The sequence below is a fragment of the Metabacillus endolithicus genome, assembly GCF_023078335.1.
GTDB lineage: Bacteria > Bacillota > Bacilli > Bacillales > Bacillaceae > Metabacillus > Metabacillus endolithicus.
Map to the genome: position 1 here is coordinate 2,396,744 of NZ_CP095550.1, position 15,061 is coordinate 2,411,804.

At 37.9% G+C, this 15,061-nt stretch carries 8 protein-coding genes and 2 pseudogenes; 4 read left to right on the top strand and 6 right to left on the bottom strand.

Annotated elements, in window-relative coordinates:
* Positions 1 to 50: 50 nt before the first annotated feature.
* Positions 51 to 2,159, bottom strand: a complete 2,109-nt coding sequence (locus MVE64_RS12385) for a (Fe-S)-binding protein (RefSeq protein ID WP_247346718.1) — start codon at positions 2,157 to 2,159, stop codon at positions 51 to 53.
* Positions 2,160 to 2,471: 312 nt separating this feature from the next.
* Between MVE64_RS12385 and cls the strand changes: the two genes are divergently transcribed.
* From cls to MVE64_RS12400, 3 genes are all read left to right on the top strand, one after another.
* Positions 2,472 to 3,668, top strand: a complete 1,197-nt coding sequence (cls, locus tag MVE64_RS12390) for a cardiolipin synthase (RefSeq protein ID WP_379052597.1) — start codon at positions 2,472 to 2,474, stop codon at positions 3,666 to 3,668.
* Positions 3,669 to 3,746: 78 nt separating this feature from the next.
* Positions 3,747 to 4,703, top strand: a complete 957-nt coding sequence (gene uvsE, locus MVE64_RS12395; protein WP_247346722.1) for a UV DNA damage repair endonuclease UvsE — start codon at positions 3,747 to 3,749, stop codon at positions 4,701 to 4,703.
* Positions 4,704 to 4,877: 174 nt separating this feature from the next.
* Positions 4,878 to 6,536 (top strand): family 14 glycosylhydrolase, encoded by a 1,659-nt coding sequence (locus MVE64_RS12400; protein WP_247346724.1) that lies wholly within the window; start codon positions 4,878 to 4,880, stop codon positions 6,534 to 6,536.
* Between the two features lie 296 nt (positions 6,537 to 6,832).
* Here the strand turns inward: MVE64_RS12400 and argS are convergent.
* The 5 genes and pseudogenes from argS to speE form a co-directional block, all read right to left on the bottom strand.
* Positions 6,833 to 8,502, bottom strand: a pseudogene (argS, locus tag MVE64_RS12405) (arginine--tRNA ligase).
* Between the two features lie 2 nt (positions 8,503 to 8,504).
* Positions 8,505 to 8,930 (bottom strand): YwiB family protein, encoded by a 426-nt coding sequence (locus MVE64_RS12410; RefSeq protein ID WP_247346726.1) that lies wholly within the window; start codon positions 8,928 to 8,930, stop codon positions 8,505 to 8,507.
* Between the two features lie 704 nt (positions 8,931 to 9,634).
* Positions 9,635 to 10,429 carry a CAP domain-containing protein gene (locus MVE64_RS12415; protein WP_247346727.1) on the bottom strand — a complete coding sequence of 265 codons (795 nt, stop codon included), beginning with the start codon at positions 10,427 to 10,429 and terminating at the stop codon, positions 9,635 to 9,637.
* A gap of 358 nt (positions 10,430 to 10,787) precedes the next feature.
* Positions 10,788 to 11,668, bottom strand: a pseudogene (gene speB, locus MVE64_RS12420) (agmatinase).
* A gap of 55 nt (positions 11,669 to 11,723) precedes the next feature.
* On the bottom strand, positions 11,724 to 12,554 hold the full coding sequence (gene speE / locus MVE64_RS12425; RefSeq protein ID WP_247346728.1) for a spermidine synthase: 831 nt from the start codon (positions 12,552 to 12,554) through the stop codon (positions 11,724 to 11,726).
* Positions 12,555 to 12,829: 275 nt separating this feature from the next.
* Between speE and MVE64_RS12430 the strand changes: the two genes are divergently transcribed.
* The gene (locus MVE64_RS12430) at positions 12,830 to 14,902 is read left to right on the top strand and encodes a transglycosylase domain-containing protein (protein ID WP_247346729.1); all 2,073 of its coding nucleotides are present in this window, start codon (positions 12,830 to 12,832) and stop codon (positions 14,900 to 14,902) included.
* Positions 14,903 to 15,061 lie beyond the last annotated feature (159 nt).

A 15,061-nucleotide genomic window follows, 5' to 3' on the forward strand; every position in this document is an offset into this window, starting at 1 on the left:
GAGGGGTAATTCCCCTCTTTCCATTTTATCTTACTTTTCTTTGAAAATGACTATGAAACTAGCTCTTTTTGTTCGCCAAATATCGACTTTTCTAACAGCTCTGCAACATCATATGTGCTCACTGTTTCTTCTACTTCTTTTGCTTTTGTTCCATCACTTAACATCGTTAAGCAATACGGACAGCCTGAGCTGATTACCGATGGATTCACAGCCAATGCTTGCTCTGTTCTTGCAACGTTAATGCGGCTTCCTGTATCTTCTTCTGTCCACATTAAGCCTCCACCAGCTCCACAGCACATTCCTTTTTCACGATTTCGTTCCATTTCAATAAGCTTCACACCAGGAATTGCTTTTAAAATATTACGTGGTGCATCATACACTTCATTGTATCTACCTAGGTAACAGGAATCGTGGAACGTGATTGTTTCATTAACAGGAAGACTTGGTTTAAGTTTTCCTGAAGCCACTAACTCTGCAAGCAATTCCGTATGATGATATACCTCTGCTTCTAACCCAAAGTCAGGATATTCATTTTTAAAGATGTTATAAGCATGTGGATCGATTGTGACGATCTTTTTTACATCATTTTTCACAAATTCATCAATATTTTTCGTTGCTAGCTCTTGGAATAAAAACTCATTTCCAAGGCGACGCGGTGTATCTCCAGAGTTTTTCTCTTTATTACCAAGAATCGCAAATTTAACGCCAGCTTCGTTAAGAAGCTTTGCAAAAGATAAGGCGATTTTTTGGCTGCGGTTATCGTAAGAGCCCATAGAGCCAACCCAGAATAAGTATTCAAACTCTTCTCCTGCTTTGCTCATTTCTTTTACCGTTGGAACGTGTACATCTTCGCGAGCTTCACGCCATGTTTCACGCTCTTTTCGGTTAAGCCCCCAAGGATTTCCTTGACGTTCAATGTTTGTCATTGCACGCTGAGCATCCGCATCCATTTTTCCTTCTGTTAGGACTAGATAACGACGCATATCAATGATTTTATCAACATGCTCATTCATAACAGGACATTGATCTTCACAGTTACGGCACGTTGTACAAGCCCAAATTTCTTCTTCTGTAATTACATCACCGATTAATGAAGCACTATAGCCTGTTGCTGCCGTTTCTTGCGCCCCAGAACTTGCTGCCATCATCGCAATTTGATTTCCTTTTGTTCCACTAAATGCTACTGCTGGCACCCATGGTTGCTTTTGTGTAACAGCTGCTCCTGTAAAGGTTAAATGGTCACGGAGCTTAATGATTAGGTCCATTGGAGAAAGAATTTTCCCTGTCCCTGTTGCCGGACACATATTTGTACAGCGTCCACATTCTACACAAGCATATAAATCAATTAACTGTGGTTGTGTGAAGTCTTCAATTTTGCCAACCCCGAATGATTCTTGTGTTTCATCTTCGAAATCAATTTTTTCAAGCTTACCAGGGTTTGATGTGCGATTAAAATACACATTCGCAGGCCCAGCAATTAAATGCGCATGCTTTGATTGTGGTACATACACTAAGAACGTTAATAAGAAAAGTAAATGGATCCACCATGCAATATAGAAAATAACGATAGATCCTGTTTTGCCTACAAAGCTAAGTAACAAAGCAAATGATGAAGCTAGTGGCTCAGACCATGTTAGATCATGATCATGCCAGATTAAGCCCATTCCATTACCAAGCAGTACAGATAGCATTAAGCCACCGATGAAAAGTAATACTAGTCCTGATTTAAAGCCTCGTTTTAAGCGAACAAGCTTCTCCACATAACGACGGTGAAACGCCCAAACTACAGCAACTAAAATCATAAAAGTAATAATTTCTTGGAAAAATGTAAACGCCGGATACAGCGGTCCAAGCGGCAGATGTGCACCTGGTACTAAGCCTTTAATAATAAAATCAATGGCCCCAAATTGAACTAGAATAAAGCCATAGAAAAACATCACATGAATGATTCCACTTTTCTTATCTTTTAAGAGCTTTTTCTGTCCAAACACATTCACCCAAATTTTTTCTAATCTTTCTTTTACCTTCCCATCAAATTCGACTTTTTTGCCTAGCTTAATATAAGCCATTCTTGTACGAATTAAGTAGATGAAAAGATGAGCTGCGTAAGCGGTTACAATTAAAAATGCAAGTAAATTTACCCAAAGTAATGCGCCCATGTTGCTTCCCCCAATCTCCCAATTGTTACGGTCTACTGTTTCCCCTTTGAACAACAGTCAATTTCTCATTTTCTGAATTTACTTATATCTCTATCATAATAAATGAATGAGCATTCAGTCAATATTTTTTTGATTTGTATTTATAATTGCTGGTTGTACAATGTATTCTTGATGTTTTTTATTATGCATTTGTTCAGGAAAGAATCTAAAGACTACATAAAAAAGAAAAATCCGCTAAAAATAAATAAAACTTACTGATTATCTTTTTACTTTTCGTAAAACTATATGCTGCTAGGAGGATGGCGTTTGAACATCGTATTCATTATTTGCTTTTTCATAGTGGCACTGATCTGCTGGTGGACAATTGATTATCACCTTGGCAGAAGAAGTCATCTTGCAACATCAAAGTATACGCAATTTCCTCAACGCAAAAGTGATATTACCCTTATGACAGATGGAGATACATTATATAAAGATCTTTTTGAGAGCATTAAAAATAGTACAAAAAGTATTCATGTGCTATTCTTCATTGTGAAAAATGATGAAATCAGTGATGAATTTTTAACGATTCTGGGTGATAAAGCCAGTCATGGTGTTGAAGTGCGCCTTTTACTGGACTATGTGGGTAGCTCGAAGCTTACGAAAAAAAGGATTCAGGCTCTTAAGGACAAGGGTGTTCGCCTTGCTTTTTCACATAAACCTAAGCTTCCTTTTCTTTTTTATACTTTACAAGCACGAAATCATCGGAAAATAACTGTTTTAGATGGTAAAACGTCTTATTTAGGCGGCTTTAATATTGGAAAAGAGTATCTTGGAAATGATCCAAAGTTAGGGTATTGGAGAGATTTTCATCTAAAAATTACAGGAGAAGGTACGGCTGATTTACAGAAACAGTTTTTAAAGGATTGGTTTGACTCGACTGGTGAAAACGATGTAGAAAATCCTGAGTATTACCCTGCCTTGCCTATTGGCAAAAGTGAGCATATGTTCATTTCTACATATGGAGAAAATCTTGAAAAACATTTTATTTCATTTATTCGAGATGCTAAGCAAGACATTTTAATTTGCTCACCTTATTTTATCCCCGGTAAGGTCATTTTGGATGAGCTTTTAGCTGCTTTAGCCAGAGGTGTACGCGTCCAAATTATGGTGCCGATGGGAAAGGATCATCCACTTGTAAAAGAAGCTTCGTTCCCATATTTTGGTCCACTAATACTGGCAGGTTGTGAAATTCATCGCTATTATCATGGCTTTTTTCACGCAAAAATGATTATGATTGACGATCATCTTTGTGACATTGGAACAGCAAATTTTGATAAAAGAAGTTTTTATTTAAATGATGAAATGAACTGCCTCATCTATGACCGACAATTCATTCAAGAGGTAAAGACGTTTGTTCAAGGTGACTTTGGTCGTTCAGAATTGTTAACATACCAAGCCTATCAGAAGCGTTCGTTATTTGAAAAAGGAAAGGAAAAGTTTGCAACGTTGGTGTCACATTTTTTGTGAAATTATTGGTGCTCAGGGTGTGGGACCTCTCATGCTCTTTGGCGCTGAAATCGTATACTTTAGAACAGGAGGGAGATCATGATTATTCGATTCGGCTATGTGTCACATGCTCTTTCTCTATGGGATTGCTCACCAGCCAAAACATTAACATTCACAAGATGGAAAAAGCTCGAAGAACAAGAACGACACGAGCAATTATTGTTTGTAACGAAGCAAAATCTAGAACACACATTACGAATGATGCACTACAATATTGCCCACGAAATAATGGTATACAGGATGTCATCATCGATTGTTCCGCTAGCGACTCATCCTGAGGTACTTTGGGATTATCAAACACCATTTAAAGATTTACTTACTGAAATTGGGGATTTGGTGAAAAAGTATAAGCTGCGGACAAGTTTTCATCCCAATCAGTTCACACTGTTTACAAGTGATAAAAAGCATATTACAGAAAATGCAGTTGGCGATATGACCTATCATTATGATTTATTGGATGCGATGGGACTTGCAGATGAAGCCATTATTAACATCCATGTTGGCGGAGCTTATGGGGATAAGATAAAGGCTACAGAACGTTTTCATCAAAATATCAAAAAACTGCCACCACATATAAAAAAGCGAATGACTCTAGAAAATGATGATAAAACTTATACAACATCAGAAACATTAGCCATTTGTCAAAAAGAGCAAATTCCTCTTTTGTTTGATTATCATCATTACATGGCAAATAAAGATGATGATGAGAATTTTTTAGAGCTGCTTCCTACTATTTTTGATACGTGGGAGTGGGTCGGAATACACCCCAAAATACATGTTTCCTCTCCAAAGTCTGAGAAGGAATTCCGCAGTCATGCTGATTATGTTGATGCTGAGTTTTTAATGCCGTTATTAAAAGGGTTAAAAGAATTGAATGTTGATGTAGATTTGATGATTGAAGCGAAGCAGAAGGATAAAGCCGCATTGAAGCTTTGTGAAGATGTTGCGAAGATTCGAGGGGTTAAGCGGATTGGTGGCGCTACTATAGAATGGTAGTGCCATTTTCCTACTTAAAATGGTAACGTTTTCACTTGATTTATATGAATGATCTGGGTTATCCTTTATTCTACAACGGTGCACTTACATTTCTTTTTGTGCAATCGGTTGCGCAAAAAGAAATGTTTTGTAAGCGTTTAAAATAAACCGTTGTACAACAAAGGAGGATGTTATATGTGTCATTTTTTCAAAAGGTTTGGAATTAGCTTACTCATTATTCTACTTACCGTATCTTCTCTTTTTTCACCCTCAGCAAGCGCAGACATCAAATCAGATTATAAAACATACGTCATGGCACCACTTACTAAAATCACAAACTGGAGTGATTTTGCAAAGCAGTTGGCTACTTTAAAAAGCAATGGGGTATATGCTTTAACAACTGATGTTTGGTGGGGTGATGTTGAAAAAAACGGCAACAATCAATTTGATTGGTCCTACTATCGTCAATATGCACAAACTGTAAGAGAATCAGGACTTAAATGGGTTCCGATCATCTCTACACATCAATGTGGCGGTAATGTTGGTGATGATTGCAATATTCCAATACCAAGCTGGGTTTGGAATTTAGCCTCTACTGATACACTTACTCATAAATCTGAAACCGGCTACGTGAACAAAGAAACATTATCTCCATGGGCAAAAGGTGTCATTTCAACACAATATGATGAATTGTATGAATCATTTTCGCAAAATTTCTCAGATTATAAAGATATTATTATAAAAATCTACTTAAGTGGTGGACCTGCAGGTGAATTAAGATTTCCATCTTATGTATCAAGTGACGGATGGTCTTACCCCTCAAGAGGAAAACTGCAAGCATATACGGAAACAGCGAAAAGTGACTTCCGAACAAATATGCAAGCTAAATATAGTACTTTAACAAACTTAAATACTGCTTGGAAAACAAATCTTACTACATGGTCTCAGGTAAACCCACCTTCAGACGGAGATAATTTTTTCTCCTCAGGTGCTGCCTATAATAGCCAATATGGAAAAGATTTTATGACATGGTATCAAAATGTTTTAATTAAACATCTTAACTTAATTAGTCAGAAGGCTCATGAAAATTTTGATGCTACATTTGGTGTTCCAGTCGGCGCTAAAATTGCCGGAATCCACTGGAAAATGAATGATCCTTCCATGCCACATGCAGCTGAATACTCAGCTGGTTATTACAACTATGCAAGCATACTTGATCAATTCAAAGCTAGTAATCTACATCTTACTTTTACATGCTTAGAAATGGACAACAGTCAAGAGTTTACAAGCCCGTATTACTCAGCACCAAAGGCTCTTGTTACTCAAATTGCAAATTTGGCAACACAAAGAGGAATCGTGCTTAACGGCGAGAATGCACTGGCTATCTCTAGCTCTGATGCTAGCTATAGTGAGTCTCGCTACCGAAATACGGCACAGCACTTATTCAATGAAGGCTTCAGCGGTTTCACTCTGCTTCGATTAGCAAATGTCGTTCAATCTAATGGCACAAAAACAGCTGAAATGGACCGCTTCAGAGATATTTTAGCTCTACAGCCAATCAACGTTGAATTTATCGTTAAAAATGCTCCAACTGCATACGGTGATACGGTTTATGTAACAGGGAACCGCTGGGAAATGGGAATGTGGAACAATCCTGATGGAGACATGATCAAACTAACTTGGGATAACACAAATAAAGACTGGCGCGGAACAGCAACTATCGCAGCTAATCGTTACTATGAATTTAAAGCTGTGGTTGTTGGCTCAAATGGAAGTCCAAAAGCATGGGAACCTAATGCTAATAATACTTGGTCTACACCTAATGTGAGTTCGAATTATACGATTCAGTGGTAGAAAGAGTCCCCTTGGTTTGGGTTTAGCAAACTGAGGGGGTTTTTGTTTTAGTGGTGAATTACTCCTTTTAATGGAAAAAACTTAAGCGAAGCCTACTACTTTGGTTTTTTATTGCATTATACAGTGCCAGAACTGGGGTTTTAGGTTTTATCTTCGATTATAGGCATTTTATCTACGATTTTGATTATTTTATCTTCGATTATGGAGGGTTTATCTTCGATTCCTGCAACCTTATCTTCGATTACCTTTTTCTATAAAAAAAACCCAGATGAGCAATTCTCATCTGGGTTTTTTTGTTACATCTTTTCAGGTGCAGAAACACCAATGATCGTAAGTGCATTTTGTAATGTAACTTGCGTTGCTTTCATTAGGCCTAGTCTTGCACGGCTTTTTTCTGTATTTTCAGGATCTAGCACTTTTTCAGCGTTATAGAAGCTGTGAAGTGTTGATGCTAGGTCATAAATGTAATTTGTAATGCGGTGCGGAATACGTTTTTGAGCTGCTTCCGCTACTGCTTGTGGGAATTCGCCTAGTTTTTTCAATAAGTCAAATTCTTTTTCTGATGAAATTTCATCTAATTTTAGGTTATCTTCAAATGATAATCCCTGTTCCTCACCTTGGCGCAGCATGCTGCAAATACGTGCATGAGCATATTGTGCGTAGTATACAGGGTTTTCGTTTGATTTTGAGACAGCAAGATCAAGATCAAAGTCCATATGTGTATCGGCACTTCTCATCGCAAAGAAGTAACGTACGGCATCAAGACCTACTTCTTCAATCAAATCACGCATAGTAACAGCCTTACCTGTACGTTTACTCATCTTCATTTTTTCACCGTTTTTGTAAAGATGAACAAGCTGAATGATTTCTACTTCAAGAGTATCCTTACCATAACCTAGTGCTTCAATTGCTGCCTTCATACGAGGAATATAGCCGTGGTGGTCTGCTCCCCATACGTTGATTAGCTTTATAAAGCCACGGTCAAGCTTGTCCTTGTGATAAGCAAGGTCTGGTGTTAAATATGTGTAAGAGCCGTCATTTTTAATTAAAACGCGGTCTTTGTCATCACCAAATGTTGTTGAACGGAACCATGTTGCACCATCTTCTTCATAGATGTGACCTTTTTCTTTTAATGCAGCAAGGGCATTATCAATTTTTCCGTTGTGATAAAGAGATGTTTCTGAGTACCAGACATCAAATGGCACACGGAATTCTTCTAAGTCAGTTTTCAGCTTTGCCATTTCATATTTTAATCCGTATTCTCTGAAAAAGCTTAGGCGCTCGTCACTTGATTGATCAACGAACTTATCTCCGTACTCTTCTGCAAGCTTTTTCCCAATGCCAACAATGTCTTCCCCATGGTAGCCATCCTCAGGCATTTCTTTATCCTTCCCTAGCGCTTGGAAGTAGCGTGCTTCTACTGAAAGAGCTAAGTTGTTAATTTGGTTTCCGGCATCATTGATGTAGTACTCACGTGATACATCGTGGCCGCTTTCGCTAAAACGTTACATAATGAATCACCTACAGCTGCTCCACGGGCATGACCTAAGTGAAGGTCACCCGTAGGATTTGCTGAAACAAACTCAACTTGAACTTTTTCTTTGTTTCCTACGTTTATTTCTCCATAGCTAACGCCTGCTTTTAAAATGTTTGGAATTAAGTCTGTAAGATAGCTATTATTCATGTAAAAGTTAATGAATCCAGGACCAGCAATTTCAATTTTTTCAATTGAACCTTTTTCTTTATCAAAATTCTCAACAATCGCTTCTGCAATGGCGCGTGGTGCTTTTTTCGCTACACGTGCAAGCTGCATCGCCATGTTTGTTGAATAATCTCCATGTGCTTTTTCCTTTGGAAGTTCTAATAATACGTCTGGAATTTGTGTTTCTTCAGCTAAACCGGCTTTTAAAACGGAAGCTTTGATTTCATCTTTTAACCGTTCTTTGACTTGCTCAACGATATTCATTGTTACTCCTCCTTGTAGGTAATCATCAGTTTATGTACATGCTTTTCATTTTCATCTATTTGCAAATCATATAAAATAACGAGCTTATCTTCAAGCTCTGTTTTTTCTATTGTTAGTGATTTTGTGTATGTTTCTAATTGAAGCTTGCCAAATGGTGTACCATAATCGGTTAGTGTTACCTCATCTTCGATAAAACGCTGTTTCATCGTAACCGCACCAGATCGCATAACCATAACCTCACGATCAGCAATTTTCACAGTTGTTTTGACCGATCCGAGTTCATGAGTTTCATCATAACGGAGATAAATGGTTTTCCCCTTTAAAAAGTATTCACCTGTTGTTGAAACTTCAATCGTTTCTTTATCATCATCATGTTGATTCTGGATCTCCGACAACACATGGATTCTAATAGGCGTGCTTTCTGACATGTAGACACTCCCTTTCCATCATTCTCCTTTAACTTTAATAGTATAAAGAACACATTGCAACTACGCAAGAGAGAAAAATTCGGTGCCTGTCACTTCCCGAAGTTTGTCGTTTAGGGCGGGAAGTAACTCGTACACCTTAATTTATGGTCATTTAGTGAGTGTTTATTTGTTGAATTTGTTCTACTTATCCCTGTTTCATCGGATTGATCCGCGGATTTGAAACACTTATCTGCAATTAGGTTTTGCTGGATTGGGGCAAAAATTGAGCTGTGGACTTGTGTTGTTGTCTCGATACGGCTGGTATCGGGCCAGTTATAGAGCCGTAGACTGTGTTGTTGTCTCGATTCTGCTGGTATCGGGACAGTTATAGAGACATAGACTGTGTTGTTGTCTCGATTCTGCTGGTATCGGGACAGTTATAGAGACATAGACTGTGTTGTTGTCTCGATTCTGCTGGTATCGGGACAGTTATAGAGACATAGACTGTGTTGTTGTCTCGATTCTCCCAGTATCGGGACTTAACCTGGTCCTAACACTGATTTGTTGTCTCGATTCTCCCAATATCGGGACTTAACCTGATCCTAACACTGATTTGCTGTCTCAATTCCCAGTATCCGGACAAACATTAAGACATGGACGAAAATTTACCCATATTTAAATACCACCAAAAAAACAGCCAGCTAATGCTGACTGCTCTTCCAAACTTATTTCCCAATAAACTGCTGAGTCCAATAGTTACCTTCCGCTACATACCCTACCCCAATGTGAGTAAAGTTTGAACTTAGGATGTTTGCACGGTGGCCTGAGCTGTTCATCCACGCGTTTACAACTTCTTGTGGAGTGCGTTGGCCTTTTGCGATGTTTTCGCCTGCTGTACGGTATGTTACGCCGAATTTCTTCATCATATCAAATGGTGAGCCGTATGTTGGGCTTGTATGTGAAAAGTAGTTATTTTTTTGCATATCTAATGATTTCTCACGAGCTACTTTGCTTAAAGTTAGATCAACTTTTAACGCTGGTAGACCTTGTTTTGCGCGTTCTTGGTTTGTTAAATCCACTACTTGCTGCTCGTATTGGCTAAGCTGATAGCTTGCTTGCTCAGTAGTTTGTTCTGGTTGAGCTGGTTGCTGTGTAGTAGGCTGTTGAGCTGCTGGCTGTTCTGTTGGTGGTTGTTCAACGGCTGGCTCTTGAGTTGCCGGCTGTTCAGCTATTGGTTGTTGTTCAACTTCTACTGGTTCTTCTTTAGTAGTTGTTTCTGGTTGTTGTGTTGGTTGTTGTGTTGGTTGTTGTGTTGGTTGTTGTGTTGGTTGTTGAATTTTAACGTTACTAAAATATTTTTGGAGCAGAGCATTAATGCGCTCCATATCAACATGACCAGATTGATAATAGTAAACTTTTGTTTGTGTAGTGTTTGAAGCCGCATCAGCTTTATCAACGATTGGATTTGCCATTAATAATGCTGCACCTGCTACGACTGACAATATGATTTTCTTCTTCATATGTTTCATCCTCCCTTATCAACTGCTTGCTGACGAACATATCGTATCATGTGTTTTTTTGTCATAATTAAGGGAGAATTTAACAATATTTGATTTTATGATGTTTTAATAGGTTAAAGGTCATATCATTTTTCAGACTCTATCAGGTGTTTCATAGAAAAAATAGAATCTCTGCTTTACTATGAATAATTTCCTATAAATATTTAAAAAATGGGTTTTACACCAAATTTTTATCCTTAAAATCCTGTTGACAGGTTTTTGAAAACCGTTAGGATATTACATTTATATCCGCTATGTTACAAAGGTTAAGTTTATTTCAACATCAAAAAAGACCCGAAGTAATCGGGCCTATCTCTTCTTATCCTTTTTTCTGTACTAAACCAAGAATCATTTCTCTGATAATTTTGCTTGCTGTGTTTGCTGTTTGCTCAGAATGATCATAAATTGGCGCAACCTCAACTAAATCTGAACCAACCACACGTACATCTGAATTAGCAATTTCATGAATAGATGCTAAAAGTTCTTTTGATGTGATACCACCAGCATCCACTGTACCTGTCCCCGGTGCATGTGCAGGGTCAAGGACATCAATATCAATTGTTAAGTAAACTGGGCGACCTGCAAGCGTTGGTAAAATTTCTTTTAATGGCTCAAGTACTTCAAACTTCGAGATATGCATGCCCACTTCTTTTGCCCAACGGAATTCTTCCTTCATACCAGAACGAATGCCGAAAGAGTAAACATTTGTTGGTCCGATGTGATCTGCAATTTTTTTGATCGGTGTTGAATGTGATAAAGGCTCACCTTCATAATCATCACGAAGATCTGTGTGTGCATCAAAATGAATAATCGCAAGATCTGGGTACTTTTTGTACATAGCCTTCATAACAGGCCAAGAAACTAAGTGCTCTCCACCCATGCCTAGTGGGTATTTTCCGTCCGAAAGCAACTTATCGATATATTCCTCAATCATTTCAATGCTTTTTTGCGGATTTCCAAAAGGAAGTGGGATATCACCAGCATCGAAATATTTTACTTCTTCAAGCTCTTTATCTAAATATGGTTGTATTCCTCAAGACCTATTGATACTTCACGAATACGAGACGGGCCGAAACGAGAGCCAGGGCGATAGCTTACTGTCCAGTCCATTGGCATTCCGTAAATAACCGCTTCACTTTCTTCATAGCTTGGATGACTTTTAATAAAAACATTACCTGAATATGCTTCATCAAATTTCATTGAGTTTTTCCTCCGTTCTTAAAAAAAGTGAGGCTTTACCCTCACTTCATCTTTTTTATTTAATTAAGTCACTAACAAACTTCGGTAATACAAAGCATGCTTTGTGAAGTTCTTTTGTGTAGTATTTTGTTTCAATCTCATGGAAGCGATCTTCACTTACTTCAAGTGGATCGTATTTTTTAGAACCAATTGTGAATGTCCATAATCCACTTGGATATGTTGGAATGTTCGCTGTGTACAGACGCGTGATTGGGAAGATTTCTTTTACGTCACGTTGAACATTTGTAATTAATTCTGGTGTAAACCAAGGGTTGTCCGTTTGGGCAACGAACACACCATCTTCTTTAAGTGCTTTTGAAATTCCAGCGTAGAAGCCTTTTGTAAATAAGTTTACTGCAGGTCCCATTGGTTCTGTAGAATCAACCATGATTACGTCGTATTCATTTTCGCTCTCAGCAATATGCATGAAGCCGTCGCCAACTTTTACCTCTACACGTGGATCATCAAGTTTTCCTGCAATTTCAGGAAGGAATTTTTTAGAATACTCAATAACTTTTCCGTCGATATCAACAAGTGTTGCTTTTTTTACTTGAGGGTGCTTAAGAACTTCGCGAATAACGCCACCGTCTCCACCACCAACAACTAGAACGTTTTCAGGGTTTGGGTGCGTAAATAAAGGAACATGTGCAACCATTTCGTGGTATACAAACTCGTCCTTTTGTGACGTCATAACCATTCCATCAAGGAAAAGCATGTTGCCAAACTCTTCTGTTTCAACCATTTCTAAGTATTGAAATTCTGTTTGCTCTGTATGTAACGTTTGCTTCACTTTTAATGTAATTCCAAAATTCTTCGTTTGCTTCTCTGTGTACCATAATTCACTCATGTAAATCCATCCTTTCAGCTAGCTCCTTTTTTATCCATATCCTTTCGAGTCAAAGAAAAAACATAAAAAATCAGAAGCATCTCTTTTTTATCTTAACCGGTGGAGTCTATTGACATCCGGAAAAATTTTCTTTTCAAACTATAGATGAATCTAGCAGATATTGAAGAAAAAATCTATGACTTTTTTTCAAAATGTTTAAAAAATCGATAAAAATCCTATAATGACTAACAATATGCTCATTCGAAAAATCAATACTTGTAGAGGAGGTGAGCATGATGGATGTGATTACACCGAAACGAATTAAAATCACATTAAAGACATTACGTGCAATAACATTTATTAGTTTGTTATTACTCGTCTTTCTGTCGACAGTTATTTTAAGTATTGTTTTATATGCAAAATGGCAAGGACCTCCCTCTTTATCCGTTCCACAATCAACGATTATTTATGCAAGTGACGGATCAAAAATAGGAGAGTTACATAATGGACAAAAACGATATTGGGTTAATCTTGATGATATTTCCCAACATGTTATAAACGCAACCATATCTATTGAAGATCAAAGCTTTTATGAACATAACGGATTTGACTATAAGCGGATAGCTGGTGCAGCTCTGGCTGATATAAAAGCAATGGCAAAGGTCCAGGGAGCAAGTACAATTACCCAGCAATATGCACGAAATCTATTTTTAAAGCATGAAAAAACATGGCAACGAAAAGCAAATGAAGCTCTCTATACCATTCGGTTGGAGCAAAATTATAGTAAAGATAATATCTTAGAAGGTTATTTAAATACGATTTATTATGGTCATGGTGTTTACGGAATCCAAGCAGCAGCAAATTATTATTTTGGTAAAGATGCAAGCAAACTAACACTTCCTGAAGCTGCTTTACTTGCCGGTATTCCGAAAGGACCTAATTTATACTCTCCTTATGTGAACCGCGAAAAAGCCGAAGAAAGACAGCATGTTATTTTACATACGATGCAAAATGAAGGCTATCTTACTGAGAAGCAATTACAAGAGGCCATATCAACTAAACTCGTTTATAAAACAAAGACGGAAAAAGTTGAAAAAGGATTTGCAGGTTATTTTCAGGATGCGGCCATGAGTGAGCTGTCAGATAAACTAAATTTAGACGTTCAGGCTGTACAAACGCAAGGCTTAAAAATTTATACAACATTAGATGTTAACATGCAGAAAAAAGCCGAGGAAATTGTCGCAGAAACCATATCTAAAGAATCTGACATCCAAACAGGGATGGTTGCGATTGATCCTAAAACAGGCTATGTTAAAGCATTAATCGGTGGCCGTAATTATGAAGAAAGTCCATTCAATCGTGCCATTCAAGCAAAAAGGCAGCCCGGATCAACCATTAAGCCTTTGCTCTATTACTCAGCGATCATGAAAGGCTTCACTCCGGCAACAGAAATGAAAAGTGAGCCAACCTCTTTTTCCTATGATGATGGAAAAGCAACCTATAAACCGAGTAATTACAATGACTATTATGCCAATGATTTTATTACAATGCTCCAGGCAATTGCTCTGTCTGATAATGTTTTTGCTGTAAAAACTCATATGTTTATCGGTATGGAGGAGCTAATCAAAACAGGAGAATTACTGGGACTTTCAACAAAAATCAAGGAAAATCCATCTGCTGCGTTAGGAACATCACCTGTTCGTCTTGTTGATATTGTTAATGCGTACGGAATTATTGGTAACGGCGGTAAAAAAATAGAACCAACTTTTATTACAAAAATTGAAGATGCACAAGGTGAGGTCATTTACAAAGCAGATCGCGAGAAAGAACAAGTCCTTAATGAGCAAGCTGCTTTTGTTACGACTCATATGATGAAAGGCATGTTCGATTCTTCTATTAATGATTACACATCTGTCACTGGACACAGCATTGCCGACTCCTTAACAAGAGATTATGCCGGAAAATCTGGTACAACCTCAACAGATAGCTGGATGATTGGAATGGCTCCACAACTCGTCACAGGTGTCTGGACAGGGTATGACAAAGGCAAAACAATTGACCTTGTTCAAGAACGCAGCTACGCAAAAACGATTTGGTCCACCTTTATGGAAGAAGCTCTCGATAAACAGTCTGTGAAAGCATTCCGTCCACCTGATGGAGTGGTTGGCGTGTATATTAATCCAGCTAACGGTAAGCTCGCTACAAAGGACTGCCCCGTTCGCAGATTAACTTACTTTATTGCAGGCACTGAACCTACTCAATATTGTGAAGAACATATCGATGAGTTGAATGGTTTGGAAGAAGAACAGAAGCCTGTGGAACAGAAAAAAGAAGGCTGGTTTGATAAGTACTTTAAGTGGTGGGATTAAATAACGGCGGCTAGACTGAGGTGCTTATAATTGATAGCGAAACCTGAGAATTGCGGATATTACAAAAAATTGCTGATATCACCAGTTCATCTATAATCTATAAAATAAATAACTAAAAACAAATAAAAAACCCCGAGCAAACAAGTCGCTCGGGATTTT